27 protein-coding genes are annotated in these 26,350 nt (G+C 71.1%); 15 read left to right on the forward strand and 12 right to left on the reverse strand.

The annotated features are described in order from the left end of the window. The first annotated feature begins 38 nt into the window (after nucleotides 1-38). On the forward strand, nucleotides 39-920 hold the full coding sequence (locus WN71_RS28765) for a helix-turn-helix domain-containing protein (RefSeq protein WP_046589575.1): 882 nt from the start codon (nucleotides 39-41) through the stop codon (nucleotides 918-920). 228 nt (nucleotides 921-1,148) lie between these two features. Here WN71_RS28765 and WN71_RS28770 read toward each other — a convergent pair whose 3' ends face one another. Continuing rightward, nucleotides 1,149-2,054, reverse strand: coding sequence for an SDR family oxidoreductase (locus tag WN71_RS28770; protein ID WP_046589577.1), 906 nt, complete (start codon nucleotides 2,052-2,054; stop codon nucleotides 1,149-1,151). Between the two features lie 85 nt (nucleotides 2,055-2,139). On the opposite strand from WN71_RS28770, the gene WN71_RS28775 reads away from it, so the two are divergent. Next, nucleotides 2,140-2,706: a TetR/AcrR family transcriptional regulator gene (locus WN71_RS28775; protein ID WP_046589583.1), complete on the forward strand. Its 567-nt coding sequence runs from the start codon at nucleotides 2,140-2,142 to the stop codon at nucleotides 2,704-2,706. A gap of 423 nt (nucleotides 2,707-3,129) precedes the next feature. Further along, nucleotides 3,130-4,116 (forward strand): lamin tail domain-containing protein, encoded by a 987-nt coding sequence (locus tag WN71_RS43365; protein ID WP_063777723.1) that lies wholly within the window; start codon nucleotides 3,130-3,132, stop codon nucleotides 4,114-4,116. Nucleotides 4,117-4,211: 95 nt separating this feature from the next. On the opposite strand, the gene WN71_RS28785 is transcribed toward WN71_RS43365, so the two are convergent. Next, complete coding sequence (locus WN71_RS28785; RefSeq protein WP_046589635.1) at nucleotides 4,212-4,436, reverse strand: hypothetical protein; 225 nt, start codon at nucleotides 4,434-4,436, stop codon at nucleotides 4,212-4,214. Nucleotides 4,437-4,663: 227 nt separating this feature from the next. Between WN71_RS28785 and WN71_RS28790 the strand changes: the two genes are divergently transcribed. Next, complete coding sequence (locus WN71_RS28790; protein ID WP_079178179.1) at nucleotides 4,664-5,713, forward strand: alpha/beta fold hydrolase; 1,050 nt, start codon at nucleotides 4,664-4,666, stop codon at nucleotides 5,711-5,713. 124 nt (nucleotides 5,714-5,837) lie between these two features. Here WN71_RS28790 and WN71_RS28795 read toward each other — a convergent pair whose 3' ends face one another. Then, complete coding sequence (locus WN71_RS28795; RefSeq protein WP_046589585.1) at nucleotides 5,838-6,494, reverse strand: helix-turn-helix domain-containing protein; 657 nt, start codon at nucleotides 6,492-6,494, stop codon at nucleotides 5,838-5,840. 223 nt (nucleotides 6,495-6,717) lie between these two features. Between WN71_RS28795 and WN71_RS28800 the strand changes: the two genes are divergently transcribed. Continuing rightward, the gene (locus WN71_RS28800) at nucleotides 6,718-7,392 is read left to right on the forward strand and encodes an MmyB family transcriptional regulator (protein ID WP_046589587.1); all 675 of its coding nucleotides are present in this window, start codon (nucleotides 6,718-6,720) and stop codon (nucleotides 7,390-7,392) included. A gap of 199 nt (nucleotides 7,393-7,591) precedes the next feature. Here WN71_RS28800 and WN71_RS28805 read toward each other — a convergent pair whose 3' ends face one another. Then, entirely contained in the window at nucleotides 7,592-8,422 is an 831-nt protein-coding gene (locus WN71_RS28805) for a cache domain-containing protein (protein WP_240529798.1), read from the reverse strand. Between the two features lie 32 nt (nucleotides 8,423-8,454). Beyond that, on the reverse strand, nucleotides 8,455-9,201 hold the full coding sequence (locus WN71_RS28810) for a FadR/GntR family transcriptional regulator (RefSeq protein WP_420856538.1): 747 nt from the start codon (nucleotides 9,199-9,201) through the stop codon (nucleotides 8,455-8,457). A gap of 104 nt (nucleotides 9,202-9,305) precedes the next feature. On the opposite strand from WN71_RS28810, the gene WN71_RS28815 reads away from it, so the two are divergent. From WN71_RS28815 to WN71_RS28855, 9 genes are all read left to right on the forward strand, one after another. Next, nucleotides 9,306-10,343: an ABC transporter ATP-binding protein gene (locus WN71_RS28815; protein ID WP_046589589.1), complete on the forward strand. Its 1,038-nt coding sequence runs from the start codon at nucleotides 9,306-9,308 to the stop codon at nucleotides 10,341-10,343. A gap of 98 nt (nucleotides 10,344-10,441) precedes the next feature. Continuing rightward, entirely contained in the window at nucleotides 10,442-11,635 is a 1,194-nt protein-coding gene (locus WN71_RS28820; protein ID WP_046589591.1) for an ABC transporter substrate-binding protein, read from the forward strand. A gap of 4 nt (nucleotides 11,636-11,639) precedes the next feature. Further along, nucleotides 11,640-12,545, forward strand: coding sequence for an ABC transporter permease (locus WN71_RS28825; RefSeq protein WP_046589594.1), 906 nt, complete (start codon nucleotides 11,640-11,642; stop codon nucleotides 12,543-12,545). 16 nt (nucleotides 12,546-12,561) lie between these two features. Continuing rightward, entirely contained in the window at nucleotides 12,562-13,377 is an 816-nt protein-coding gene (locus WN71_RS28830; protein ID WP_046589596.1) for an ABC transporter permease, read from the forward strand. 93 nt (nucleotides 13,378-13,470) lie between these two features. Further along, a complete protein-coding gene (locus tag WN71_RS28835; protein WP_206300166.1) occupies nucleotides 13,471-14,469 on the forward strand; it encodes a LacI family DNA-binding transcriptional regulator in 999 nt (332 codons plus the stop codon). A gap of 151 nt (nucleotides 14,470-14,620) precedes the next feature. Continuing rightward, nucleotides 14,621-15,967: an ABC transporter substrate-binding protein gene (locus WN71_RS28840; protein ID WP_046589600.1), complete on the forward strand. Its 1,347-nt coding sequence runs from the start codon at nucleotides 14,621-14,623 to the stop codon at nucleotides 15,965-15,967. Nucleotides 15,968-15,973: 6 nt separating this feature from the next. Further along, entirely contained in the window at nucleotides 15,974-16,933 is a 960-nt protein-coding gene (locus WN71_RS28845; protein WP_046589602.1) for a carbohydrate ABC transporter permease, read from the forward strand. Next, nucleotides 16,930-17,811, forward strand: coding sequence for a carbohydrate ABC transporter permease (locus tag WN71_RS28850; RefSeq protein WP_046589603.1), 882 nt, complete (start codon nucleotides 16,930-16,932; stop codon nucleotides 17,809-17,811). The genes WN71_RS28845 and WN71_RS28850 overlap by 4 nt, the downstream gene beginning before the upstream one ends. 55 nt (nucleotides 17,812-17,866) lie before the next feature. Further along, on the forward strand, nucleotides 17,867-19,465 hold the full coding sequence (locus tag WN71_RS28855; RefSeq protein WP_046589605.1) for a glycoside hydrolase family 13 protein: 1,599 nt from the start codon (nucleotides 17,867-17,869) through the stop codon (nucleotides 19,463-19,465). Between the two features lie 151 nt (nucleotides 19,466-19,616). Here WN71_RS28855 and WN71_RS28860 read toward each other — a convergent pair whose 3' ends face one another. From WN71_RS28860 to WN71_RS28875, 4 genes are read right to left on the reverse strand one after another with little or no spacing between them, the layout of a single operon-like run. Continuing rightward, nucleotides 19,617-20,432 carry an ABC transporter ATP-binding protein gene (locus tag WN71_RS28860; RefSeq protein WP_206300167.1) on the reverse strand — a complete coding sequence of 272 codons (816 nt, stop codon included), beginning with the start codon at nucleotides 20,430-20,432 and terminating at the stop codon, nucleotides 19,617-19,619. 17 nt (nucleotides 20,433-20,449) lie between these two features. Continuing rightward, nucleotides 20,450-21,262 carry an ABC transporter permease gene (locus WN71_RS28865; protein ID WP_240529799.1) on the reverse strand — a complete coding sequence of 271 codons (813 nt, stop codon included), beginning with the start codon at nucleotides 21,260-21,262 and terminating at the stop codon, nucleotides 20,450-20,452. Next, complete coding sequence (locus tag WN71_RS28870; RefSeq protein ID WP_046589606.1) at nucleotides 21,259-22,032, reverse strand: ABC transporter permease; 774 nt, start codon at nucleotides 22,030-22,032, stop codon at nucleotides 21,259-21,261. Before WN71_RS28870 ends, WN71_RS28865 begins: the two co-directional genes overlap by 4 nt. Beyond that, complete coding sequence (locus WN71_RS28875; protein ID WP_046589607.1) at nucleotides 22,029-23,000, reverse strand: ABC transporter substrate-binding protein; 972 nt, start codon at nucleotides 22,998-23,000, stop codon at nucleotides 22,029-22,031. The genes WN71_RS28870 and WN71_RS28875 overlap by 4 nt, the downstream gene beginning before the upstream one ends. A 197-nt stretch (nucleotides 23,001-23,197) precedes the next feature. Between WN71_RS28875 and WN71_RS28880 the strand changes: the two genes are divergently transcribed. Then, on the forward strand, nucleotides 23,198-24,034 hold the full coding sequence (locus tag WN71_RS28880; RefSeq protein WP_046589608.1) for an IclR family transcriptional regulator domain-containing protein: 837 nt from the start codon (nucleotides 23,198-23,200) through the stop codon (nucleotides 24,032-24,034). On the opposite strand, the gene WN71_RS28885 is transcribed toward WN71_RS28880, so the two are convergent. From WN71_RS28885 to WN71_RS28895, 3 genes are read right to left on the reverse strand one after another with little or no spacing between them, the layout of a single operon-like run. Next, entirely contained in the window at nucleotides 23,985-24,923 is a 939-nt protein-coding gene (locus WN71_RS28885; RefSeq protein WP_046589609.1) for a PDR/VanB family oxidoreductase, read from the reverse strand. The two genes, WN71_RS28880 and WN71_RS28885, sit on opposite strands and share 50 nt — an antisense overlap. Further along, nucleotides 24,920-25,102, reverse strand: a complete 183-nt coding sequence (locus WN71_RS28890) for a hypothetical protein (protein WP_046589615.1) — start codon at nucleotides 25,100-25,102, stop codon at nucleotides 24,920-24,922. The genes WN71_RS28885 and WN71_RS28890 overlap by 4 nt, the downstream gene beginning before the upstream one ends. After that, nucleotides 25,099-26,166, reverse strand: a complete 1,068-nt coding sequence (locus WN71_RS28895; protein WP_079178180.1) for an aromatic ring-hydroxylating oxygenase subunit alpha — start codon at nucleotides 26,164-26,166, stop codon at nucleotides 25,099-25,101. The genes WN71_RS28890 and WN71_RS28895 overlap by 4 nt, the downstream gene beginning before the upstream one ends. Nucleotides 26,167-26,350: the final 184 nt, after the last annotated feature.

Genomic DNA, 26,350 nt, shown 5'->3' on the forward strand with positions numbered 1-26,350 from the left:
CCGCCGCGCGAGCCCTTTCCGGCGCGTAGCCTGAAGACATGCGATCCGCCGAGCCGGCTCACGGCGCCGCCGCCGCGGCGGTCTGGGACATCGCGACCCCGGCCCGTCGTCCCGGCCGGCTGCGCGGCCTCGCCATGGCCGGCTTCCGTGCCCGTACGACGGACCCGGTCGACCTGGGCGTCGTACCGTATCCGGCCGTGACGGTGGCCGTCGACGTCGGCGACGGGTCGCTCGCCGTGGACGACGCGGGCGGTGGGCGGCACACCGGCGGGGTGGTCGTCGGGCTCGGCACGCACGGCGTGCGGGGCCGCGGCCGTGACATCGGCTGCCTGCAACTACGTCTTTCGCCGGTGCTCGCGTACGAAGTCCTCGGCCCCGCAGCCGAGTTGAGCGGACGGGCGGTCCCGCTCGACGCCCTCTGGGGTCGCGCGGCCGAACGGACGCAGGAACGGCTGCGCGCCGCCCGGTCTTGGTCGGAGCGGTTCGCGATCGCGGAGACGGCGCTCGCCGAACGGCGCGCGGCCGGTCCGGCGGTCGACCCCGAAATCGCCTACATCTGGCGTGAGTTGGTGGCACGGCGCGGTGCCGTCCGGGTCGAACGGCTGGCGGACGAGGTCGGCTGGAGCCGCCAGCGCGTGTGGTCACGGTTCCGGGAGCAGATCGGTCTCGGCCCCAAGCGTGCGGCGCAGCTCGTCCGGTTCGACCACGCGGCGCACCGGCTCGCGGCCGGACAGAGCGCGGCCCGGGTGGCGGCGGAGAGCGGCTACGCCGACCAGTCCCATCTGCACCGGGACGTCATGGCGTTCGCCGGGGTGACCCCGACGGCGGTCGCGCTCGCCCCGTGGCTGGCCGTCGACGAGGTCGCCTGGGCCGCTCCCGCGTATCTGTCCGGGGACCGCCGCCGCGCAGCGGCACGTTGACCGTCCGTTCGGGACGACCCGCCGTATGCCCGGCCGAACCAGGGCAACCTTCCCGCCCGCCCGTTCGTCACCGGATGGCCGTCGGAGCGGTGATGATCTTCGACGGGTGAGGGAGGTTCGACGCGTGAGGGAGGGGCGGCCGCCGGGACCGCGGGGCGCGGCCGAAGGAAGTGTCGGCCCCGCCCCGCGCGGAACGCGGCTCGCCGTACCGTCGGGCCGCCGTGGCGGTTACTTGAAGTAGTGGCCCTCTTCGAGGTCCGCCAGCAGGCCGGGGCGGGTCGGCTCCCAGTCCAGCAGTTCCCGGGTGGCGATGCTGGTCGCCGGTGCGTCCAGGGAGAGCGGACCGGCCAGCCACGTGAAGTGCGCGGCCGCGTCCTCGGGCGCCACGGAGGTCACCGGCACGCCCAGCCGGCGGCCGATCACCTCGGCGACCTCGCGGAGCGGGACGCCGTCCTCCGCGCAGCCGTGCAGGACCGTGCCCGCGGGGGCCTTCTCCACCGCCAGGTGGAACAGCCGGGCCGCGTCGAGGCGGTGCACGGCGGGCCAGCGGTTGGCTCCGTCGCCGATGTGGGCCGAGACGCCCTTCGCGCGGGCGGTGGCGACCAGCGTCGCCATGAAGCCGTTGTCCCCCTCGCCGTGGCAGGTCGGGGAGAGCCGTACGACCGAGGCCCGCACCCCGCGCGAGGCGAGGGCGAGCACCGCCTCGGCGGTGGCCGCGCGGCCGGACATGGGGGAACCGTCGACCGCGGGCATGTCCTGCTCGGTCGCGGTCTGCCCCGGCTTGAGGCCGAGCAGGCCGGAGGCGATCACCAGCGGCCGGTCGGACCCGGCCAGTACCTCGCCGAAGGTGTCGACGGCGCGGCGATCGGCGTCGACGGCCCCCTGGAAGTCGCCGCTGAAGGCGATGTCGTGCTTGAACGCGAGATGGATCACGCCGTCCGAGGCGGCGGCGGTGTCGCGGAGCACGTCGAGCTCGTCGATGGTGCCGCGGACGACGTCGGCCCCGGCGGCGCCGAGAGCGGACGCGGAGGCGTCGGAGCGGGCGAGTCCGACCACGTGGTGCCCCGCGCCGATGAGCTCGGGAACGACGGCGGAACCGAGCCAGCCGGAGGCGCCGGTCACGAAGATGCGCATGGGAGTGCCCCAAACCTGTTGATGTCAGTGACTGTCATAGACGCTAGCACTGATGTCAGTGGCTGTCATCACGTACTATCGGCGCATGGGAAGGTGGGAGCCGAACACGCGGGAACGCCTGGCGAAGGCGGCGCTCGAGCTGTACAGCGAGCGCGGCTACGAGCAGGCGACGGTTGCGGAGATCGCCGGGCGCGCCGGTCTCACCGAGCGGACCTACTTCCGGCACTACGCCGACAAGCGCGAAGTGCTCTTCGACGGTTCGCCCGTCCTGCAGAAGCTGTTCGTCGACGCAGTCGAGGGGATGCCGGCCGGTGCCGCGCCGATCGACGCGGTCGCGGCCGGGCTGGACGCCGTCTCCGCGATGTTCGCCGACCGGCGTGCGTTCGCCCGGCAGCGGCAGGCCGTGATCGTCGCGAACGCGGAGCTCCAGGAACGCGAACTGATCAAACTCGCCTCCCTCGCGGCCGCGGTCGCCGGTGCGCTGCGGTCACGGGGGGTGGCCGAGCCGGCCGCCAGCCTGACGGCCGAGGCGGGGATCGCCGTCTTCAAGGTCGGCTTCGAGCGCTGGATCGCGGCGGGCGAGGAACGGCCGATGGAGTTGCTGATGCGTCAGTCGCTGGACGAGCTGAAGGCCGTGACCGCGGGCGCCTGATCGTGCGTGTTGTCAATCATTGGCGCCGTCATCGGCGTGTCGCCCGTTCGTGGCTGCGCGCCGTCCCCCGTTCGGACCTGCGAATGTTACTCACTTTCGGGTGAGCGCCCTGGTCCTGTCGGAGTGCCGAGGGTCCCGGTGGAGTCTCCTGAGTCGGGTAAGTCCGGTGTTTTTCAACGCCCTTGGGGATCAATATGACACAAACATGTTCTTTCATTCGATAAATGGACATTGCACGCTACTGTCACAGGAATCTGTGCAATCTGTAATGCCCTTCGCATGTCTCACACATCGTGGCGATTCGGAGCGGCAGGGTGTGCGTGTGCGGTCGACCGGCCGCTCACCAGCACAACGCATCCGGTCAGCACAGGGTTTCTCTGCCCTGGTCCGGCCGGGTGTGCGCACCCGCGAAGGGATACCCCTGTGTCCGTTTCTTCATCCGTCCGCCGTCTGACCGCCGCCGGCATCGTGGTCGCCGCCGCCATGGGGGCCTCGGCACTGCCCGCTTCTGCCGCCGACCACTCCACCCGCCAGTTCACCGCGGTCTCCATCTCGGCGGTGCAGCACGCGGGCCGGGGCGACCACAACCGCTCCAACACCGTGCTGAACCAGGAGTGGGTGGATGTCACGAACCACACGCGGCAGGCGGTGAGCCTCTCCGGCTGGACGCTGTCGGACCGGGACGGTCACAGCTACACCTTCCGGCATGTGTGGCTGGGCGCCGGCGCCAAGGTCCGCGTGCACACCGGCGTCGGCACTGACACCAGCCGCAACCTGTACGAGGGCCGCCGTGTCCAGGTCTGGGACGACGTCGACACCGCGACCCTGCGCAACGACCACGGGCGCCTGGTCGACAGCGTCTCGTGGGGCCGCGACCACCGCGACGACCGCCGCCACGGTGACGACCGGCGTCACGGTGACGACCGTCGCCACGACCCGCGCCACGACAACCGTCGTCACGACGACGACCGCCGTCACGACAACGGCCGCCGCCACGATGACGACCGCCGTCACGACGACGGTCGCCGCCAGGACGACAACCGTCGCCACGACGGTGCCCAGGGCCACGGCAACCTGCCGGGCCGCGGTGGCGTCCAGGGCCACCCGGGCTCGCAGAACCAGGGCGGTAACCACCAGGGTGGCAACCAGCAGGGTGGCAACAACCAGGGTGGCAACAACCAGGGTGGTAACCACCAGGGCGGCAACCAGCAGGGTGGCCAGAACCAGGGTGGCAACAACCAGGGTGGCAACAACCAGGGTGGCAACAACCAGGGCGGCCAGAACCAGGGCGGCCAGAACCAGGGTGGTAACCACCAGGGCGGCAACCAGCAGGGCGGCCAGAACCAGGGCGGTAACAACCAGGGCGGCAACAACCAGGGCGGCCAGAACCACGGTCACCCGGTTCGCTGACCGGCGCCCGGCCGTGACCTCGGCCCGCTGACGCCACACCTACGGGGTGGGCCGCCTTCGGCACTGGAGGCGGCCCACCTCTTTCGCATGGCTGCTCAGGGCGCGGGGCACCACGTCTGGAGCAGCCGGAAGAACGACTCCTCGTTGCCGGTCAGGCCCGCGGCCGCCAGCGCCTGCTCGGTCTCCGCGAGGACGGCGGGCGGCACCACGGGTGGTCGATCGCCCGGCGGCCCGTCGAACGCGGCGCGGACGGTGTGCAGCAGCCGCAGATACGCCTGTACGGCGGCCCGTTCACGGTCGGTCATCACGGCTGTCGGCATGGCGTGCATCTCCCCGCTGGGTGTCGACGGTCACGCGGCTCCGCCCCCGTGGCGGCCCCGCCCCTCCAGCTTGCCTGCCGCCACTGACAATCCCGTTTCCCTCCGCCGTCGTTCGCCCGCGTAGCGGAAGGGAAACCTCACGGAAACCCCCTGGCACACGAGGTGCCTACGCTGGAGCGGAGGGCATTCGGCCGCCGCCTCGCGGCCGGCCGGACGGGAGGCGAGTCGTGGTGGACGCCCGGCGCCGGCCACCGGCGCGCACCGTACGGCTGCGCCCGGTGCGCAAGGACGAACTGGCATTGCAGTACCGCGTCGTGCACGGCTACCGGCGGGCCTTCCGCATGGCGGGATCCGGCCCGGTGCTGGTGCTCATCCACGGCATCGGCGACTCCTCCGCCACCTGGGCGGAACTGATCCCGGACCTCGCCCGCACCCACACCGTGATCGCGCCCGACCTGCTGGGCCACGGCGCCTCCGACAAGCCCCGCGCCGACTACTCCGTCGCGGCCTACGCCAACGGGGTACGCGATCTGCTCACCACCCTGGGCGTCGAGTCGGCGACGCTGGTCGGGCACTCGCTCGGCGGGGGAGTGGCGATGCAGTTCGCCTACCAGTTCCCCGAGCGCACCGAGCGGCTCATCCTGGTCAGCGCGGGCGGGGTGGGGAGCGAGGTCAACCCGATGCTCCGCCTGGTCTCGCTGCCCGGCGCGCACCTGATGCTCTCCACCCTGCGGCTGCCGGGGATGCGGCTCCAGGTCGGCCTCGCGGTGCACCTGCTCAAGATGCTCGACACGGATCTCGGGCAGGACGCCCCCGAGCTGCTGACGCTGGTGGACGCCCTGCCGGACGACACCTCGCGGTACGCCTTCATCCGCACGCTGCGGGCCGTGGTCGACTGGCGCGGCCAGGTGGTGACCATGCTCGACCGCTGTTATCTCACCCAGGGGATGCCCACGATGCTGCTGTGGGGCGACCGGGACAGCGTGGTGCCGGTGCGGCACGCGTACGGCGCCCATGCGGCGATGCCCGGCAGCAGGCTGGAGATCTTCGAGGGCGCAGGGCACTTCCCGTACCACTCCGACCCGGCGCGCTTCCTGTCCCTGATCGAGGAGTTCACCTCGACCACGTCTCCCGCCGACTGGAGCCGCGAGCACTGGCGTGAGCTGCTCGTCGAGGGCCGGCCGGCGGTCGAGGGCGCGGGGGGCCGGGCGGACCTGGCCCGAACGCAGGCGCTGGAGAGCGACTTGAGAGAGGCGAGCGAACGCAGCGCCACTTGAAACACCGCCGCCCAGGCGGAAGTTCAGCCCCAAGCACCCGAACGCGCCCCCGCCCTCGCACCTGAACGCGCACCTGAACGCGCACGCGAGCGCGCATCCGAGCCCGCACCCGAACTCCCCAGGATCACGACTCGGGTCGCTTGACGCTCTCCAGGAGCATGTCCAGCCATTCGGCGACCTTGTCGCGGTGCTGGTCGGTGGGCAACTGCGCGGCGCGCCAGGCGATTCCGCGCACCCCGTGGTCCTGGAGCAACTTCTCCAGCGGGTCGTCGGCCGGCTGTGTGGCCTCCCGCTCCCGGTCGGCGAGCTTCTGCAGCAGCTCCTGCTCGGTGTGCTGGAGGGCGCCCGCGAGCGCCTCGGGGTCTTCCGCGGTCAGGAAGCCCGCGTGCACCCGGAAGAACCGCTGAAGGGCGTCGCAGTGCTCCATGGTGGGCCGTCGGTCGCCGTTGATGAGCGCGCCGGCCTGCTGCCGTGACATGCCCGCCCCGTCGGCGATCTCCTGCTGGGTGTACCGGCGTCCGTTGGCCTTCAGCCGGGTGCGCCGCAGCAGGTCCAGGCGTTGCAGGAAACGGGACTGCACATCGGGCTCGCCCGCCGGGCGGCCGCTGAGCAGGGCGCGCACCACGGGCTCGGGCACCCCGCAGGCGACGGACAGCCTGCCGACGTCGAAGACCTCCGCGTGCGGGACGCCGAGCCGGTCGGCGAGTGCGGTGACGCGGGCGACGACGGCAGGCAGCAGAGCGGTCGCCGCGGCGCCCGGTATCTCGAAGCCATCCGTCACCGCCAGATCTCCTACGTCTCTCACAGGCCTCTCACAAGCGGTTGCCGTGAACTTCCCGGAGAGTAGCGGTTGGTTCGAACTCACATCCAGGTCTCGCCACAACTGTGGCCAATTTCAGCCGTCAACCAGTGTGAAATGCCACGATAGTTGACACCGCTCGTACCGGGGCCGCAGGATCAAGACGCCGCGCGAAGGCCGCAGAGGCAAGAGGGGTGACCTCCCGATGGCATATCAGGCAGGTGGGCAGCGGTCCGTACCGCGGCCCGTCCCCCAGGGCCTCGAGGCCCAGGCGTATCTCCAGGACTACGCCACGTTCCTCGACGCCGTCCCCTTTCCCTCGGTCGTGGTCGACCACCGCTGGGACGTGGTCCTGACCAACAACGCGTTCGAGACACTTTTCCGCGGTATCGGCGGCCATGCCACGGCCATGCCGGGTGACAACTTCCTCCGGTTCGTCCTGTTCCATCCGGAAGCGGACACCGTCCTCGGTGACCACGAGGCGAGCTGGTGCCTGCCGATGCTCGCGGACTTCCGGGCCGCCCTGGAACGCATGGGCCACGACCACGAACTCCAGGCGATCCGCCGGGAGATCGCGCAGGACCCCCTGATGGACGCCGCCTTCCGGCAGGGCCTGCCGCACTGGATCCGGGCGGTCGGTGAGGCGGCCGTCGAGCACGACGGGGCGCTCCGCCCGCTGCTCCACCCCGACCCGCGCTGGGGCGCCACCGACTGCCGCGTCGTCGAGGAGACCCCCAAGACCCTTCAGGACATGGGCTACACCCGGCTGACGCTGGTTCTGCGGGAGAACCGCCGGGGCGCCGCCGCGCCGCGCAGACCGGGCCGCTCGGTCCGGCGCACGGCCGGTCATCTCAGCGTCGTCCCCACGCGGGAGACCTAGGGTCCGGCTCCGTCGGCGTTCAGGTCGCCGACGGCGCCGGACTCCTCCGCGGGCCGGTGAGGCCCTTTCGCGCAGTTCCCCGCGCCCCTTTCGGGCCGCGGCTGCGAGGTGCCCCTGAAAGGGGCGCGGGGAACTGCGCGCTCAGCCCCCACCGGCCCGCACCCGACGGACGTCACCACCCCGCGGCGGCCCCAGGGCTTCAGTGTCCGTCCACCACGAGGACCAGCGGGACACGCCGGCACGGCACCAGTCGCAGCCCCCCGGCCGCGACCGGCCGACCGCCCTCCAGGACGGCCTGGAAATCGGTTCCCTTGGTGAGGGATCCGGCCAGACGGGCCGGGTCGGCGGAGGCGGCCACCCGCCCGCGCGCGTTCACCAGCCGCGCGGGGCCGGGCAGTTCGCGCAGCAGCGGCAGCACCGCGCCCTCGAAGTGCCGTAGGTACACATCGGCCGCGGCCACCCCGGCGAACCGGCCCGCGACGGCGACGGGTGCCGACAGCGTGAGGCTGTACTCGTCGGAGCAGAGGTAGTCGACGTACGGTCCGGCCACCGCCCGCCGCCCGGTGTCCCGGGGCAGCGCGAACCAGTCCCAGTGCGTGTAGTCCGAGTACGCCGACTGCGCGGGGTCGAGGTCGAGCAGCAGCGGGCGTACGCCGCCGTCGGCGGTGCTCTGCCACCACTCCAGCCAGGCCGGTACGTCCGTCAGCAGTCCCGGCGCGGCGACGAAGCCCACGCCGCTGACCAACTCGTCGCGCGTCAGGCGCAGATGGAGCCCGGGGCGCAGTGCGGCGAGGTCCGCGGTGGCGGGGCGGCGGCCTTCCGCGGCCACCCGGGCCAGCAGTGCGGCGGTGTCGGCGCGGGTCTGCGCGACGGCGTCGAACACGGCCTCGAGCCAGCCGTCGACGAGGGCCACGACCCGCTGCTCGCGCGAGGTTCCGACCGTGGCCGGAGCCGTGCCGCCCCCGTCCGCCGAGGCGTCCCGCGGCGGCGCCGTGGCCGCCGTACCGACGAGGCCGGGGCTGCTGCTCATGGCGCCCTCCAGCGGACGGGACCGTACGAGGTCTACAGGGTCAGACGCACGGCGACGAGCCGCGCCGTCGACTCCCGCACGCACTCCTCGGCCAGCGTGCCGGCCGTTGCGTGCGCCCCATCTTGCACCGCCGAGATTACGGACCGGTGACGGTCCGCCACTTCTTCACGATGCTCGTCGTCTCCCAGCACCAGGCAGAGCAGTGCGCCGACCTCCGCCTGGAGCGCGACCTGTTCGCGGGTGAGCCGGGCGGACTGCGCGGCCGCCGCCAGCTCGACGTGGAAGCGGCCGTAGAGCCTGCTGCGGGTGGCCGTGTCGGCGGCCTTCGCGAGCTCCTCGGCGGTGCGCCGCAGCTGTCCGAGGTCGTCCGGTTCGGTGCGCTCGGCGGCGAGCCGGGCCGCCGCTCCGGACAGTGCGGCCCAGTGGTCGCCGAGGTCGCGCAGCTCCTCGGTGGTCCAGCCGCGCAGCCGTACCCGCAGCCGTTCGTCGCCCGGCGTCTCGGGCAGCGACACGAAGGAGCCGCCGCCGCGGCCCCGGCGGGTGATCACCAGGCCCTGCTGGCGCAGCGCCATCAGGGCCTCCCGCAGGGTCACCGTGGACACGCCTAGCTGGCCGGCCAGTTCGCTCTCGCCGGGCAGTTGCTCGCCGTCCGCGAGCAGGCCGAGCTGGATGGCGTCCGACAGCCGGTGCACGACCGCCTCGACGCGGGCCAGGTTGTCGACCGGCGCGAAGACGGCCCGGCGGGCTCCACCGGCGGTTGGTTGCTTCACGGTCACCACCTTGCACGTTGACGCAAGCTTTACCTTAAGGGGGCCTTGAGCTTTGAACTATGACTTCATATGTTTCACTCCAACGTACGAGAGCGCCAGAAAGGTTCCCGCCCATGGAGGGAAGTGCGATCCGGCTGCACGATCTGCGGAAGTCGTTCGGTGGGACGACAGCCGTGGCCGGGGTCGACCTGGAGATCCGGGACGGGGAGTTCTTCTCCATGCTCGGCCCCTCCGGCTCCGGCAAGACCACCGTCCTGCGCATGATCGCCGGCTTCGAGAGCCCGACCGCCGGGCGGATCGAACTCGCCGGGCAGGACGTCACGCGCCGCGCCCCCTTCGAACGGGACGTGCACACCGTCTTCCAGGACTACGCCCTCTTCCCGCACATGACGGTCGAGCAGAACGTCGCGTACGGGCTGAAGATCCGCAAGGTGCCGAGGGCCGAGCGTCTGGTCCGCGCCCGCAAGGCGCTCGCCGAGGTCCGGCTCGACGGCTACGGCGGCCGCCGCCCGGCCCAGCTCTCCGGCGGCCAGCGCCAGCGCGTCGCCCTGGCCCGTGCCCTGGTCGGCCGCCCGCGCGTGCTGCTGCTCGACGAACCGCTCGGCGCCCTCGACCTCAAGCTGCGCGAGCAGATGCAGGTCGAACTCAAGGCGCTCCAGCGGGAGGTGGGCATCACCTTCGTCTTCGTCACGCACGACCAGGAGGAGGCCCTGACGATGAGCGACCGGATCGCCGTCTTCCACCAGGGCCGCATCGAACAGGTCGGCACCCCGGCGGAGATCTACGAACGCCCCGCGACCCCCTTCGTGGCGTCCTTCGTCGGCACCTCCAACCTGCTGGCGGGCGAGGCGGCCCACCGCGTCGTCGGCGCACCGGGCACCTACAGCATCCGCCCCGAGAAGATCCGGGTGCTCAAGGAGTCGGCCGACGCCGACGAGCCGGAGCACGCGACCGCCGCCGGCACCGTCGCCGAGGTCGTCTATCTCGGCGACGCGACCCGCTTCCTGGTCGACCTGGACGCCGGCGGCCGGCTCACCGCGCTCCAGCAGAACCTGGAGACCTCCTCCGAGGACGTCGCCGCCTACCGCGGCACCCGCGTACGCCTCCAGTGGCACCGCCGCCACGCCGTCGAGGTCCCCACCACGGGCTGACCGCGCGGCCGCGGCCGACTCGGCCCCGGACTTGCCCACTCGAACAACGGCTCCCCACGCCGACCGCCCAACCCCCGCTCCACGTAGGGAGAATCGCCGTGCGTCCCATCCGTACCCTCCAGGTCGCCGCGGCCGCGGCCGTGCTCCTGGCCGCCACCGCCTGCGGCTCCTCCGGCTCCGGCTCCTCCGCCGGCGGCCTGAATCCGCCCGACCTCAAGGAGCCCACGAAACTCGGCAAGACGGAGGGCGAGGTCAACCTGATCGCCTGGGCCGGCTATGTCGAGGACGGCTCCAACGACCCGAAGGTCGACTGGGTCTCGGACTTCGAGCAGCAGACCGGCTGCCAGGTCCACTCGAAGACCGCGGCCAGCTCCGACGAGATGGTCAAGCTGATGAAGACGGGCGAGTACGACGCCGTCTCCGCCTCCGGCGACGCCTCGCTGCGGCTCATCGCCTCCGGCGACGCGGCCCCCGTCAACACCGACCTCGTGCCGAACTACAAGGACATCTTCAGCGGCCTGAAGAACGGCGCCTGGAACTCGGTCAAGGGCCAGATGTACGGCATCCCGCACGGCCGCGGCGCCAACCTGCTGATGTACAACACCGAGAAGGTCAGCCCCGCGCCGACGTCCTGGTCCGCCGTCTTCGACGACGCGGGCACCTACAAGGGCCATGTCACCGCCTACGACTCGCCGATCTACATCGCCGACGCGGCGCTGTATCTCAAGGCCACCAAGCCCGAGTTGAAGATCAAGGACCCCTACGCCCTCGACCAGAAGCAGTTCGACGCCGCCGTGGCGCTGCTGAAGAAGCAGAACGCGGACATCGGCGAGTACTGGAGCGACTACCTCAAGGAGGTCTCCGCCTTCAAGAGCGGCGACTCCGTGGTGGGCACCACCTGGCAGGTCATCGCCTCCCTCGCGGCCGACGAGGGCGCCAAGGTGAACGCGATCGTGCCCAAGGAGGGCTCCACCGGCTGGTCCGACACCTGGATGGTGTCCGCCAAGGCCAAGCACCCCAACTGCGCCTACAAGTGGCTCGACTGGATCGTCTCGCCCAAGGTCAACGCCCAGGTCGCGGAGTACTTCGGCGAGGCGCCGGCCAACTCCAAGGCGTGTGCCGAGACCAGCGACAAGAACTTCTGCACGGTCTACCACGCGGCCGACGAGAGCTACTGGAAGAAGATCGCCTTCTGGAACACGCCCATCGAGCAGTGCCTGGACGGCCGCACGGACGTCAAGTGCGTGCCGTACACCAAGTGGGTCCAGGCGTGGACCGAGATCAAGGGCTGAACCGATGACCCTCGTCGAGGCGCAGCCCGCCGGACCGGCCGCCCCCGCGGGCGCGGTCCGGCGGCTCGCCGGGGCGCTGCACCGCCGTCCCCGGCTTCAGTTGACCCTGCTGCTGGCGGCCCCGCTGCTGTGGCTGGCGGTGCTCTATCTCGGCTCGCTGACCGTGCTGTTCGTCTCCGCGTTCTGGACGACGGACTCCTTCACCTCCGAGGTGGTGAAGGTCTGGTCGACGGACAACTTCCACGAGCTGTTCACCACGCCCGTCTACCGGCAGGTCGTGCTGCGCAGCATCGGGGTCGCCCTCGCGGTCACCGTCCTGTGCGTGGTGATCGCCTTCCCCGTCGCGTTCTACACCGCGCGCGTGGCCCGGCCGAAGTGGCGGCCGCTGCTGGTGGTCGCCATCCTCACCCCGCTGTGGGCGAGTTATCTGGTCAAGGTGTACGCCTGGCGGCTGATCCTGTCCGAGGGCGGGCCCGCCGACTGGCTGCTCAAGCCGCTCGGGCTGAGCGGCCCCGGCTACGGACTGCCCGCGACCGTGCTGACGCTGACGTACCTCTGGCTGCCGTACATGATCCTGCCCGTGCACACCGCGCTGGAGCAGCTGCCCGACAACCTGCTCGACGCGTCGGCGGACCTGGGCGCGCGGCCCGGACGGACCTTCCGCTCGGTGGTGGTGCCGATGGTGCTGCCGGCCGTGGCCGCGGGGTCGATCTTCACCTTCTCGCTCAGCCTCGGTGACTACATCACGGTGCAGATCGTGGGCGGCAAGACGCAGTTGATCGGCAACCTCGTCTACTCCAACTTCGAACTGAACCTGCCCATGGCCGCGGCCCTCGGCACCGTCCCGGTCGTCGTGATCGTGGTCTACCTGCTCGCGATGCGCCGCACGGGCGCGCTCAGCAGCCTCTAGAAGGGGGGTGCCCGTCATGCAGCTGTCCCGTCCCGCGCGCATCGCGCTGCGGATCGCCGCCGCGGCCGGCTTCGCGGTGATCTACGTGCCGCTCCTGCTGGTCCTGCTCAACTCCCTGAACCCCGACCGCAGCGCGAGCTGGCCGCCGCCCGGCCTCACCCTGCACTGGTGGTCCACCGCCTGGCGCAACGCCGGTGCGCGCGAGGCCCTGTGGACGTCGGTGCGGGCCGGGCTCGGCGCCACCGCGATCGCGCTGGTGCTCGGCACGCTCATCGCCTTCGCGGTGGCCCGGTACCGCTTCTTCGGCCGCGGCACCGTCTCCTTCGTGGTGGTCCTGCCGATCGCGCTGCCCGGCATCGTCACCGGCATCGCCCTCAACTCGGCCTTCGGCACGGTCCTTCAGCCCCTCGGCGTGGGGCTCGGGCTGTTCACCGTGGTCGTCGGGCACGCGACCTTCTGCATCGTGGTGGTGTTCAACAACGTGGTGGCACGGCTGCGGCGGACCTCGGGGTCGTACGAGGAGGCGGCCATGGACCTCGGCGCCCACACCTTCCGCGCCTTCGTCGACGTCACCTTCCCGCTGGTGCGCACCGCGCTGCTGGCGGGCGGGCTGCTGTCGTTCGCGCTCTCCTTCGACGAGATCGTGGTCACCACCTTCACCGCGGGCCCCGGCGTGCAGACCCTGCCGCTGTGGATCTTCGACAACATGACCAGGCCGCAGCAGGCCCCGGTGGTCAATGTCGTCGCGGCGGTCCTCGTCGTGCTCTCGGTCGTCCCGATCTACGTCGCCCAGCGGCTGTCGGCGGACACGGCGACCGCGAGCCGCGTCTGATCACCTCGGCGGCCCCGGCCGCCGGGAACCGCGTCTGATCCGCCTGGCCGATTTACGCAAGCCTTTTGCGTTTCTTGCGCTACGCTTGCGTGCATGACGCGACGACTTGCGGAAGTGGCGAAGAAGGTCGGGGTCAGCGAGGCCACGGTCAGCCGGGTGCTCAACGGCAAGCCCGGTGTCTCCGATGCCACGCGCCAGGCGGTGCTCTCCGCCCTCGACGTCCTCGGCTACGAGCGGCCCACGCAGCTGCGCGGCGAACGTGCCCGGCTCGTGGGCCTCGTGCTGCCCGAGCTGCAGAACCCCATCTTCCCGGCGTTCGCCGAGGTCATCGGCGGGGCGCTGGCACAGCTGGGGCTCACCCCGGTGCTGTGCACGCAGACCAAGGGCGGCGTCTCCGAGGCCGACTACGTGGACCTGCTGCTCCAGCAGCAGGTCTCCGGCGTCGTCTTCGCCGGCGGACTGTACGCGCAGGCCGACGCGCCGCACGACCACTACCGCGAGCTCGCCGACCGCAACATCCCGGTCGTGCTGGTCAACGCGGCCATCGAGCACCTGCCCTTCCCCGCCGTCTCCTGCGACGACGCCGTCGCCGTCGAGCAGGCGTGGCGCCATCTGGCCTCGCTCGGGCACGAGCGGATCGGGCTGGTGCTCGGCCCCGGCGACCACGTGCCCTCGGCGCGCAAGCTGGCCGCGGCGCGCGCGATCGCGGGCGAGCTGCCCGACGAGTTCGTGGCGCGCGCGATGTTCTCCATCGAGGGAGGTCACGCGGCCGCCGCGCGGCTGATCGACCGGGGTGTCACCGGCTTCATCTGCGCCAGCGACCCGCTCGCGCTCGGCGTCATCCGGGCCGCCCGGCGCAAGGGGCTCGACGTCCCGGGCCGGATCTCGGTCGTGGGCTACGACGACTCCGCGCTCATGAACTGCACCGAGCCGCCCCTGACCACGGTCCGCCAGCCCATCGAGTCCATGGGCAAGGCGGCCGTGGAGCTGCTCAACGCTCAGATCGGCGGCAGTGCCGTACCGGCGGACGAGCTGCTGTTCGAGCCCGAGCTGGTGGTTCGGGGGTCGACCGCGCAAGCGCCGCGCAACTGAGGTCCGGCTTCGGTTCTCGAACGTCGGTACGGGATCCGGAAGATCCGGTTCACTGCCAAAAAATTTCAGATTCTGCGTGACATCTTGCGCTCGCTTGTCGTCGGTGCTTGAGTGTGCGGCGCCCACCGCTCCTGCCCGAAGGGGTCCACCGATGAGAAGCACCGGGTTCCGCCGTACTGTTGTCGCCCTAGGCGTCTGTACCCTCACCGTCACCGCCACCGCCTGCGGTTCGAGCGACGACTCGGCGAGCGGCAAGACCCGTATCACCGTCAACTGCGAGCCGCCGAAGAGTGCCAAGACGGACCGCAAGTTCTTCGAGGAGGATGTCGCCTCCTTCGAGAAGCAGAACCCGGACATCGACGTCGTCACGCACGACGCGTTCCCCTGCCAGGACCCGAAGACGTTCGACGCCAAGCTCGCCGGCGGGCAGATGGAGGACGTCTTCTACACCTACTTCACCGACGCCAAGCATGTCGTGGACATCAACCAGGCGGCCGATCTCACGCCGTACCTCAAGGAGTTGAAGAGCTACGACACCATCCAGAAGCAGCTGCGCGACATCTACACCGTCAACGGCAAGGTCTACGGCATCCCGCGCACCGGCTACTCGATGGGCCTGATCTACAACCGCAAGCTGTTCCAGAAGGCCGGCCTCGACCCCGACAAGCCCCCGACCACGTGGGACGAGGTCCGCGCCGACGCCAAGAAGATCGCGGCGCTCGGCAACGGCACCGTCGGCTACGCGGACTACAGCGCGCAGAACCAGGGCGGCTGGCACTTCACCGCCGAGATGTACTCGCAGGGCGGCGACGTGGTCTCCGCCGACGGCAAGTCGGCCACCGTCGACACCCCGCAGGGTCACGCGGTCCTGCAGAACCTGCACGACATGCGCTGGAGCGACAACTCGATGGGCAGCAAGCAGCTGCTGGTCATCAACGACGTGCAGCAGATGATGGGTTCGGGCAAGCTCGGCATGTACCTCTCCGCGCCGGACAACATCCCGATCTTGGTCAAGGAGAAGGGCGGCAACTACGACGACCTCGCCCTCGGCCCGATGCCCGGCGGCAACGGCACGCTCATCGGCGGCGACGGCTACATGTTCAACAAGCACGACACGCCCGCCCAGATCCGCGCCGGCCTGAAGTGGCTGGACCACATGTTCCTCACGCCCGGATCGGGCTTCCTCGGCGACTACGCCCGCGCCAAGAAGGCCGACGCCCCGGTCGGACTGCCCGAGCCGCGGCTGTTCACCGGCGCCGCCGACGCCAAGGACCAGGCGGTCAAGAAGGCCAACGCCAACGTGCCGGTGGAGAACTACCAGGCCTTCCTCGACGGCAACCAGAGCCTCCAGATGAAGATCGAGCCGCCGGACGCCCAGCAGATCTACTCCGTCCTCGACGGCACCGTCTCCGCCGTCCTGACCAAGAAGGACGCCGACATCGACCAGCTCCTCAAGGACGCCAGCACCAAGATCGACAGCATTCTGGCGCGGGGCTGACCGGTGATGACGAAGACCACCGCAGCACGTCGGCCGGCCGAGCCGGTCGCCGTGCGCCCGGTGCAGGCGCCGCCTCCGGCAGGGGACCGGAGGCGGCGCCGCCTCGCCGACCAGGCCCGCGCCTACGGATTCCTCCTCGGCGGCCTGATCTGCTTCGCGCTGTTCTCCTGGTGGCCCGCGATCCGCGCCGTCGTGATCGCCTTCCAGAAGTACACACCGGGCTCGTCACCCGAGTGGGTCGGCACCGCCAACTTCACCCGTGTCTGGCACGATCCGGAGTTCTCCGCCGCCTGGCGCAACACCCTGACCTTCACCCTGCTGGCCCTGCTCGTCGGCTTCGCGGTGCCGTTCGTGATGGCCCTCGTGCTGAACGAACTCCGCCACGCCCAGGCCTTCTTCCGGGTCGTCGTGTATCTCCCGGTGATGATCCCGCCGGTGGTCAGCGCCCTGCTGTGGAAGTGGTTCTACGACCCCGGGGCGGGCCTCGCCAACGAGACCCTGCGCTTCCTGCACCTGCCCACCTCGAACTGGTCCAACGGCACCGACACGGCGCTGATCTCCCTGGTCATCGTGGCCACCTGGGCCAACATGGGCGGCACCGTGCTGATCTACCTCGCCGCCCTCCAGTCCATCCCCGGCGAACTGTACGAGGCCGCCGAACTGGACGGCGCGAACCTGCTCCAGCGCATCCGGCACGTGACGGTCCCGCAGACCCGGTTCGTCATCCTGATGCTGATGCTCCTTCAGATCATCGCGACCATGCAGGTGTTCACCGAGCCGTTCGTCATCACCGGCGGCGGACCGGAGAGCGCCACGGTCACGGTCCTCTACCTCATCTACAAGTACGCCTTCCTCTACAACGACTTCGGCGGGGCCTGCGCGCTCAGCGTGATGCTGCTGGTGCTGCTCGGTGTCTTCTCCGCCGTCTACCTACGGCTGACCCGCTCCGCCGAGGGGGACGCATGAGCAGCACGACCCGCACCCTGGTCTCACCCGCCGTGCTCGCCCGCCCGCGCGGCCGGGCCGTGTACTGGAGCGTCTTCACCGGCGTCGTCCTGCTGTTCGCGGTGGCCTTCCTCTTCCCGGTCTACTGGATGGTGACCGGCGCGATGAAGTCGCCGGACGAGGTGACGCAGACCCCGCCCACCCTCGTCCCGCACCACCTGCACATCAGCGCCTACACCGACGCCTGGGACCTGATGCAGCTCCCGGAACACCTGTGGAACACGGTCGTGCAGGCGGCCGGCGCCTGGTTCTTCCAGATCGTCTTCTGCACGGGCGCCGCCTACGCCCTGTCCCGGCTGAAGCCCGCCTTCGGCAAGGTGATCCTCGGCGGCATCCTCGCCACCCTGATGGTCCCGGCGCAGGCCCTGGTGGTGCCGAAGTACCTGACCGTGGCCGATCTGCCGCTCATCCACACCAGCCTGCTCAACGACCCGCTCGGCATCTGGCTGCCGGCCGTCGCCAACGCGTTCAACCTCTATCTGCTCAAGCGGTTCTTCGACCAACTCCCGCGCGACGTCCTGGAGGCCGCCGAGATCGACGGCGCCGGGAAGCTGCGCATCCTGTGGTCGGTCGTCCTGCCGATGTCCCGGCCGGTGCTGGGCGTCGTGTCCATCTTCGCCCTGGTCGCCGTGTGGCAGGACTTCCTCTGGCCGCTGATGGTCTTCTCCGACACCGACAAGCAGCCCATCAGCGTGGCCCTCGTCCAGTTGTCGCAGAACATCCAGCTGACCGTGCTCATCGCCGCGATGGTGATCGCCAGCATCCCGATGGTCGCGCTCTTCCTGGTCTTCCAGCGGCACATCATCGCCGGCATCGGCGCGGGTGCCACGAAGGGCTGACACCGACCCGTCGACAAGAGCTGACACCGACCCGTCGACAAGAAAGGCAAGCACAGTGGGACAGCCCAGCCATGCCCAGAGGGACTGGTGGCGCAGCGCCGTCATCTACCAGGTGTACGTCCGCAGCTTCGCCGACGGCGACGGCGACGGCACCGGTGACCTCGCGGGTGTCCGCGCCAGACTGCCCTATCTCGCCGAACTCGGCGTGGACGCGCTCTGGTTCAACCCCTGGTACCTGTCACCGATGAAGGACGGCGGCTACGACGTCGCCGACTACCGCGCCATCGACCCGGCCTTCGGCACCCTCGCCGAGGCGGAGAAGCTCATCGCCGAGGCCCGCGAACTCGGCATCCGCACGATCGTCGACATCGTGCCCAACCACGTCTCCGACCAGCACCCCTGGTTCCGGGCCGCGTTGGCCGCGGGCCCCGGCAGCCCCGAGCGCGACCTGTTCCACTTCCGCGCCGGGCGCGGCGCCCACGGCGAACTCCCGCCCAACGACTGGCCGTCGCAGTTCGTCGGCTCCACCGAACCGGTGTGGACCCGGCTGCCCGACGGGGAGTGGTACCTGCACCTGTTCACCCCCGAGCAGCCCGACCTCAACTGGGACCACCCGGCGGTCCGCCGGGAGCACGAGGACATCCTGCGCTTCTGGTTCGAACGCGGGGTGGCTGGCGTCCGCATCGACTCCGCCGCCCTGCTGGCCAAGGACCCCGCGCTGCCGGAGTTCGTCGCGGGCCGCGACCCGAACCCGTTCGTCGACCGCGACGAACTCCACGACGTCTACCGCTCCTGGCGCCGGATCGCCGACGAGTACGGCGCCGTGTTCGTCGGCGAGGTGTGGCTGCCCGACACCGAGCGCTTCACCCGCTACCTGCGCCCCGACGAACTGCACACCGCCTTCAACTTCGCCTTCCTGTCCTGCCCGTGGGACGCCGGACGGCTGCGCACCTCGATCGACGAGACCCTGGCCGAGCACGCCCCCGTCGGCGCCCCCGCCACCTGGGTGCTGTGCAACCACGACGTGACCCGCACGGTCACCCGCTACGGCCGCACCGACACCGGATTCGACTTCGCGGCCAAGGAGTTCGGCATCCCCACCGACCTGGAGCTCGGCACCCGCCGGGCGCGGGCCGCCGCGCTGCTGTCGCTCGCGCTGCCCGGCGCGGTCTACCTCTACCAGGGGGAGGAACTCGGCCTGCCCGAGGCCGAGGTGCCCGTCGACCGTATCCAGGACCCCATGCACTTCCGCTCGGGCGGCTCCGACCCGGGCCGCGACGGCTGCCGCGTCCCGCTGCCGTGGCTCGCCGACGCGCCGCACGCGGGCTTCGGCTCGGGCCAGGAGCCGTGGCTGCCGCAGCCGGCCGGCTGGGCGTCGTACGCCGCCGACCGGCAGCAGGGCGACCCGGACTCCGTGCTGCGCCTCTACCGCGAGGCGATCCGGCTGCGGCCGGTCTTCGGCGACGGGCCGCTGACCTGGCTGCCCGCACCCGAGGGGGTTCTCGCGCTCGCCCGCGAGGACGGCGCGGTGTGCGTGGTCAACCTGGGCGGTGAGCCCTGCGAGTTGCCTCCGCACCGGGCGGTGTTGTTGACCAGCGGCCCGCTGGACGGGGGGCGACTTCCGTCGGACACGGCGGCTTGGCTGACCGCCTGACCACCCACCGGCCTGCGGTTGTCGTGCATCTGCGGGCCGGTGGGGGCTGGTCGCGCAGTTCCCCGCGCCCCTTTCGGGACGCTGCTGCGAGGCCCCTGCAAGGGGCGCGGGGAACTGCGCGAACGAGCCCCACCGGCCCGCAGGTGATCGATCACCGGGTCGCGGGCGGCGGGTCAGACTTCGTGAGCCCGTCCCGCAGGGACCCCCGCTTGGCCGCCTGGATCTGCTGGTACACATGCGTCCGCAGCTCCGCGAAGCGCGGAGCCACCCGCGTGTGCAACTGGTCCCGCTCCGCGGGCAGATCCACCTTCAGCTGCTCCTGGACCACCGTCGGGGACGCGGACAGCACGATCACCCGTTCCCCGAGATAGACCGCCTCGTCGATGTCGTGCGTCACGAACAGGATCGTCATCGACCGCTCCTGCCAGAGCCGCCGTACGAGATCCTCCAGGTCGGCACGGGTCTGCGCGTCGACCGCCGCGAACGGCTCGTCCATCAGCAGCACCTGCGGCTCGTACGCCAACGCCCTTGCGATCGCCACGCGTTGCTGCATACCGCCGGACAGCTGCCAGGGGTAGGCGCCGGCCGCGTCCGCCAGACCGACCGCCTCCAAGGCGTCCCGCACCAGCTCCCGGCGCCGCTGCCTGGGCAGATCCTTCTGCTTCAGCGGCAGTTCGACGTTCTCGGCGACCCGCATCCACGGGAACAGGCTGCGCCCGTACTCCTGGAACACGAACGCCATCCCGGGCGGCGGCCCGGTCACCCGCCGTTCCTCCAGCAGCACGTCGCCGGAGGTCGGCGTGAGCAGTCCGCCCATGCACTTCAGCAGGGTCGTCTTGCCGCAGCCCGACGGGCCGACGAGACAGACCAGTTCGCCGGCCTCGACCGTGAAGGTCAGGTCGCGCACCGCTTCGATCCGCCGCCCGGATCCCTCGTAGACCTTGCGCAGGCCGCGTACGTCGAGCATGGACCGCCCTTTCACCATCACCGGGACCGCCGGGTGGACGCGCGAAGACCGTGGTACCAGCCGAGCACCCGGCGCTCGACCAGCTGGAAGACGACGGACAGGACGAAGCCGAGCAGGCCCAGGACGAGGATCCCGGTCCACATGTCGGGGATCGCGAAGCTGCGCTGGAACTGCACCACCGTGAAGCCGATGCCGTCGCTGGCGGCGAACATCTCGCTGATGACCATCAGGATGATGCCGATCGACAGCGCCTGGCGCAGCCCCGCGAAGATCTGCGGGCTCGCCGCGGGCAGCACCAGGTACCCCAGCCGCGCGGGCCCCGTGATGCCGTAGGAGCGGGCCGTCTCCGTCATCACCGGGTCGACCGCGCGCACCCCCTCGACCGTGTTGAGCAGCACCGGCCACACGCAGCCGCTGGCGATCACCACGATCTTCATCGAGTCGCCGATCCCCGCGAACAGCATGATCACCGGCACCAGGACCGGCGGCGGCACCGCGCGCAGGAACTCCAGCACCGGCTCGCAGAACGCCCGCACCCTGCGGTAGGAGCCGATCAGTGTGCCGAGCGCGATCCCGACGACGGCCGCGAGGAGGTATCCGCACGCGAGCCGCCACAGGCTGGGCCAGACGTCGGAGCGCAGCCGCTCGCGGGTCCACACGTCCGGGAAGGTCTTCACGATCGTGCGCAGCGGCGGCCAGAAGACGTTGGTGGAGCCGTCCGAGGCCAGCCACCACAGCGCCACGAGCAGCGCGGGGAGCGCGAGGACGAACACCGCGCGCACCAGCAGGCGCTCCCAGCCGCGCCTGGGGGTCACGGACTGCTGCGTCACACCGCCACCTCCCCGCGCACCGACTGGTGCCAGGCCAGAGCCCGCCGCTCCACGGTACGCGCTCCGACGTTGACGAGCAGCCCCAGCAGACCGGTGACGACGACGAGCGCGTACATCTCCGGCACCGCCTGCGAGGTCTGCGCGACCGCGATCTGTTGCCCCAACCCGGGTGCGCCGATGACGAGTTCGGCCGTGATGGCGAGGATCAGCGCGACCGCCGCGGCCAGCCGCACGCCCGTCATCACATACGGCAGGGCGGTCGGCCACAGCACGTGCCGGACCCGGGCCCAGGTGCCGAGGCCGTAGGAGCGGGCCGTCTCCTCGGCGACCGGGTCCACGTCCTGGACGCCGTAGAGCGTCTGGATGAGGACCTGCCAGAAGGAGGCGTACACCACCAGCAGCAGCACCGACCGCAGTTCGGTGCCGTAGAGCAGAACGGCCAGCGGGATCAGGGCGACCGACGGGATCGGGCGCAGGAACTCGATCGTCGAGGCCGTCGCCTCGCGCAGATACGGCACGACGGACAGGAGCACGCCCGCGACGACCCCGGCGACGACCGCGATGGCCAGGCCCAGCGCCCAGCCGGTGAGGGTGTCGCCGAGCGCCGACCAGAAGGCGCCGTCGCCGAGTTCGTCGGCGAGCGCGGAGGCGATGCGGCTGGTCGGCGGGAAGTACTGCTCCTTGACGAGGCCGAGCCGCGGCACCGCCTCGCCCAGGGCGAGGAAGACCGCGAGCCCGGCCGCGCCGAGGACGGCGTTCAGTCCCTTCACGGCAGCAGCTTGTCCAGGTCGGGGGCGGTCTTGAACAGGCCGTCCTGCTGGCCGAGCTTCTCCAGCGCCTCGATCGACGAACGGTTCTCCTGCGCGGGCCACTTGGGCAGCGTCAGCGAGGCCCGCACGTCCGCGGAGATCTTCGTGTACGCGGTGAGGATCTGCCGCACCTCGTCCGGGTGGCTGTCGGCGTAGGAGAGCGACTCCTCCATGGCGGCCTGGAAGTTCTTCACCACGGCCGGGTTCTTCTGCTCGTAGCTCTGCGAGGTGAAGTACATGGCGACCGTGAGGTCCTTGGCGACGTCGACGAACGACGACGCGATCTCGGTGGCGCCCTGGGCCTTGGCGGTCGCGAGCGCCGGTTCCACCATCATCGCGGCGTCGATCTGGCCCTTGTCGAGGGCGGCCGGCATCTGGTCGAAGGCCAGCTCCACGAAGTTCACCTTGGAGGAGTCGCCGCCCGCCTTGCGGACCGACTCGCGCACCGCGGTGTCGTTGATGTTCTTCAGGGTGTTGACCGCGACCTTCTTGCCCACGAGGTCCTTCGGGGAGGTGATCGAACTACCCTTCTTCACCACGATCGCGCCGAAGTCCTTGCCGGCGACGCCCGTCGACGCGACGCCGTTGACGACGGCCTTCACCGGCACGTTCTGCGACTGCGCCACCATCAGCGAGGTCACGTTGGAGAACCCGAACTGGAACTGGCCGCTGACCACGCCCGGCACGATCGCCGCGCCGCCCTGCGCGGTCGACAGCGAGAGCTTCAGGCCGTGCTTGGCGAAGAAGCCCTGCTTCTGGCCGAGATAGATCGGCGCGACGTCGACGATCGGGATGACCCCGACCTTGACCGTGGTGGTGCCCCCGGACGAGGAACTCTTGTCCGAGGCGCTTCCACCGGACGAGCCGCAGGCCGTCGCGGCCACCAGCAGACTTCCGGCGGCTAGGCCGATGAGCAGACGACGACGCATGGCGCCTCCCGTGCAGACAGCGGTGTGTCGGTGAGATCGGGACTGCCTGTGCACATTCCGCACAGGGACTGCCTGTGCGCATACCGCACAGTGGTGCGTGCTCAGTTGGTGCTCAGCGGGAACGTACGGCCCAGGCACTTCCCGGTCAATGCTTGTGCTCACAATATTGTTGACAGTTATGGAATCGGGAGGAGCCGATGACAGACGCTGTCCGTGAGCCTCACTTCGTCCGGTCTCTGGAGCGCGGCCTGGCCGTGATCCGCACCCTGGGCGCCGCGCGACGGGACTTGACGCTCAGTCAAGTCGCCTACTCCTGCGGCCTCACACGCGCGGCGGCCCGCCGTTTCCTGCTCACCCTCACCGACCTCGGATACGTCCGCACCGACGGCCGCGCGTTCCGCCTCACCCCGCGCGTCCTCGAACTCGGTCACGGCTACCTCTCGGGGCTCACTCTGCCCGGCATCGCGGCACCGCACCTCGTCGCCCTCGCCGAGACCGCCGGCGAACCGGCCTTCCTCTGCGTGCTCGACGGCGCCGACGTGGTCCATGTGGCCCGGGTGCCCGCGCGTCGCCTCATGGCCGCGGACGTCGCCGTGGGCAGCCGCTTCCCGGCCGCCGACACCGCCGCCGGCCGGATGCTCCTCGCCCACGCCCCGGGCGCCGCGACCGCCCCCGAACCGCTGCGGGCGGACCTGATCCGCCTGCGCGGCCGCGGATTCGCCGTGGTGGACGGCGAGTTGGAGCCGGGGATGCGGGGGGTCGCCGCCCCGGTGCGGGACCGGGGCGGCGAGGTCGTGGCGGCGGTGACCGTCCTCGCCCACGCCGGGCGGGTCTCCCGGGCGGCCGTACGACGGGACGTGCTGCCGGCGCTGCGGGAGGCGGTGGCCCGCATCGAGGCGGATCTCGCTCCCGCGGGGGCGGCGGGGGCGGCGTGCGCCGGGCCTACGGGGCCGGGTGCGCCCGGGGGTTTCGCGCCGACCGCCCCTACAGATCCAGGACCAGGCGCTGCCCCCGGCACCGGGACACGCAGATGAGCATGGTCTCGCCCGACCGCCGTTCCGCCTCGGTGAGCACCGAGTCCCGGTGGTCGGGCGTGCCCTCGAGGACGTCGGTCTCGCAGGTCCCGCAGGTGCCCTCGGCGCAGGACCACAGCACCTCGACGCCCGCGGCCCGTACGGTCTCCAGCACGGACACCCCCGGCGGGACGGTGAGCGTGCGCCCGCTTTGCGCGAGCACCACCTCGAACGGTCCGTCGCCGTCCGCCGGCCGCTCCCCGGCCCGGAACCGCTCCACCCGCAGCACGCCGGCCGGGCAGCGCTCCTCCACCGCCTTCAGCAGCGGCTCGGGCCCGCAGCAGTAGACGAGGGTCCCGGCCGGCAGCCCGTCGACCGCGGACCCCACGTCGAGCAGGCCCGTCTCGTCCTGCGGCGCGAGCGTGACCCGGTCGCCGTACCGTCGCAGCAACGCCTCGGCGAACGCCATGGACCGGCGCGTACGACCGCCGTACAGCAGCGACCAGGAGGCTCCCTCCGCCTCCGCGGCGGCCAGCATCGGCAGCAGGGGAGTGATCCCGATGCCGCCCGCGACGAACCGGTACCCGGGTGCGCTTTCCAGCCGGAAACGGTTGCGCGGCCCACGTACGGTGAGCAGGTCGCCCCGCGCCACCCGCTCGTGCACGTGCAGCGAACCGCCCCGACCGTCCGGCTCGCGCAGCACGGCGACCCGCCACCCGGACCGGTCGGCGGGGTCGCCGCAGAGCGAGAACTGCCGCTCCAGCCCCGTCCCGAGCAGGACATCGATGTGCGCACCCGGTTCCCAGGCCGGCAGTTGCTCGCCGAGCGGGTGCCGCAGCGTGAGGGCGAGCACGCCGTCGGCCACGGACTCGGTCTCGTCCACGAGCAGTTCGAAGTCGTTCTGGGTCATGCCTGTCGTCCTCGCGGGGCGTGTCGTTCAGGGTGCCCGAGCATCCACTCCCACATCACGACCGGGTCGTCCGCGGTGTGTTCGGCCCCGCAGTGGCAGGTGCCGTGCAGGAGGTCCGTGCCGGGCAGCCAGTCGACGCGGTAGACCTCCCCGGTGGATCCCCTGGTGGACGCGCTCACCGGACGCCTTCCACGGGCTTGTCGCCCTCCTCGACGAGCCGCGCGAGGATCCGCCGGGCGGCCAGCCCGCCGGTGTCGATGTTGATGCTGAGTTCCTGGTATCCGGCGCGCTCCGAACCGAGCGTGCGCTGGAGCAGGTTGAGGGCGTCCACGTCCTGCATCACCACCGTGTGGTTGTTGGACCGCAGGAACTCCGTCACCTCCGCGTCGTCGGTCGCCCAGTCCCGCGAGACGGCCCAGAAGTCGTACACCTTGCCGTCGGCGGACGGGGTGATGGCGTAGGTGATCTCGGTGTGGAAGCCGTGCGGGTCGCTGCCGTCGGCCTCGGGCACCACGCCGACCGGGGCGACCCTGCTGTGCAGCAGGTACAGGCACGGCGCGTGGTACTCGATGTCCTGCCAGCGCGTGATGCGGCCCCGGATGCCGGTGGCGTTCGCGTAGAACGGCGGGCACGCGGCGTCCGCCATGCGGCGGCTGACCCGCACGATCCCGGCGCCCTCGTCGACCTCGGTGGTGATGGGCGTCTCGGCGACCTCGGGCGTGCCGATGTAACCGCCGTGCAGATAGGTCTCGTGCGACAGGTCGAGCAGGTTGTCGACCAGCAGCCCGTGGTCCGCGTCGATCGGCTCCATCCCGCGCACGGTGACCCAGCCCGGAGAGTCGAGGTGGCGGGCCCGGGGGAGCGTGGCGGGGTCGGCGAGTGCGGGATCGCCGATCCACACCCACACCAGGGAGTCCTGCTCGACGACCGGGTAGGAGGCGACGCGTGCGGTGCGCGGTATGCGCTGCTGGCCGGGCACGTAGACGCAGGCGCCGGTCGTGTCGTAGGTGAAGCCGTGATAGCCGCACACGATCCGGTCACCGTCGAGCCGGCTTGCCGACAGCGGGTAACGGCGGTGGACGCAGCGGTCGTTGAGGGCGACGGGGGTGCCGTCGTCCTCCGTCCGGTAGAACACGAGCGGCTCTCCGAGCACCGTCCGCCCGAGCAACTCCTCGCGCCCCACCTCATGGCTGTAGGCGGCGACATACCACTGGTTCCTGGCGAAGGCGGTCATGTGAGGCATGGCGGTCCCGTCCCTGAGAGCGGGGCGTCGTCGCCCCGCGTGCCGTGGTCGCCCTCAGCGTCGTGACGGGGGACAGGGGCGGGCAAGGCGACTTCCGTCTGACGGAAGGCGATTCGGCAGGAGAGGGAGGGGCCGCGATGCGGGGACGAGGGGGCGCGATGCGGGGACGGGGGAGGGGCCGTGA

The sequence above is a fragment of the Streptomyces mangrovisoli genome, assembly GCF_000974985.2.
GTDB lineage: Bacteria > Actinomycetota > Actinomycetes > Streptomycetales > Streptomycetaceae > Streptomyces > Streptomyces mangrovisoli.

What these genes read in the sequence shown, in the direction of transcription:
- WN71_RS28880 (WP_046589608.1), top strand. Translation starts at nt 23,198, where the DNA reads ATGACAGACGCTGTCCGTGAGCCTCACTTCGTCCGGTCTCTGGAGCGC.
- WN71_RS28895 (WP_079178180.1), bottom strand. Translation starts at nt 26,166, where the DNA reads ATGCCTCACATGACCGCCTTCGCCAGGAACCAGTGGTATGTCGCCGCC.
- WN71_RS28850 (WP_046589603.1), top strand. Translation starts at nt 16,930, where the DNA reads ATGAGCAGCACGACCCGCACCCTGGTCTCACCCGCCGTGCTCGCCCGC.
- WN71_RS28875 (WP_046589607.1), bottom strand. Translation starts at nt 23,000, where the DNA reads ATGCGTCGTCGTCTGCTCATCGGCCTAGCCGCCGGAAGTCTGCTGGTG.
- WN71_RS28805 (WP_240529798.1), bottom strand. Translation starts at nt 8,422, where the DNA reads ATGAGCAGCAGCCCCGGCCTCGTCGGTACGGCGGCCACGGCGCCGCCG.
- WN71_RS28825 (WP_046589594.1), top strand. Translation starts at nt 11,640, where the DNA reads ATGACCCTCGTCGAGGCGCAGCCCGCCGGACCGGCCGCCCCCGCGGGC.
- WN71_RS28860 (WP_206300167.1), bottom strand. Translation starts at nt 20,432, where the DNA reads ATGCTCGACGTACGCGGCCTGCGCAAGGTCTACGAGGGATCCGGGCGG.
- WN71_RS28800 (WP_046589587.1), top strand. Translation starts at nt 6,718, where the DNA reads ATGGCATATCAGGCAGGTGGGCAGCGGTCCGTACCGCGGCCCGTCCCC.
- WN71_RS28770 (WP_046589577.1), bottom strand. Translation starts at nt 2,054, where the DNA reads ATGCGCATCTTCGTGACCGGCGCCTCCGGCTGGCTCGGTTCCGCCGTC.
- WN71_RS28775 (WP_046589583.1), top strand. Translation starts at nt 2,140, where the DNA reads ATGGGAAGGTGGGAGCCGAACACGCGGGAACGCCTGGCGAAGGCGGCG.
- WN71_RS28765 (WP_046589575.1), top strand. Translation starts at nt 39, where the DNA reads ATGCGATCCGCCGAGCCGGCTCACGGCGCCGCCGCCGCGGCGGTCTGG.
- WN71_RS28835 (WP_206300166.1), top strand. Translation starts at nt 13,471, where the DNA reads ATGACGCGACGACTTGCGGAAGTGGCGAAGAAGGTCGGGGTCAGCGAG.
- WN71_RS28885 (WP_046589609.1), bottom strand. Translation starts at nt 24,923, where the DNA reads ATGACCCAGAACGACTTCGAACTGCTCGTGGACGAGACCGAGTCCGTG.
- WN71_RS28840 (WP_046589600.1), top strand. Translation starts at nt 14,621, where the DNA reads ATGAGAAGCACCGGGTTCCGCCGTACTGTTGTCGCCCTAGGCGTCTGT.
- WN71_RS28830 (WP_046589596.1), top strand. Translation starts at nt 12,562, where the DNA reads ATGCAGCTGTCCCGTCCCGCGCGCATCGCGCTGCGGATCGCCGCCGCG.
- WN71_RS28845 (WP_046589602.1), top strand. Translation starts at nt 15,974, where the DNA reads ATGACGAAGACCACCGCAGCACGTCGGCCGGCCGAGCCGGTCGCCGTG.
- WN71_RS28785 (WP_046589635.1), bottom strand. Translation starts at nt 4,436, where the DNA reads ATGCCGACAGCCGTGATGACCGACCGTGAACGGGCCGCCGTACAGGCG.
- WN71_RS28815 (WP_046589589.1), top strand. Translation starts at nt 9,306, where the DNA reads ATGGAGGGAAGTGCGATCCGGCTGCACGATCTGCGGAAGTCGTTCGGT.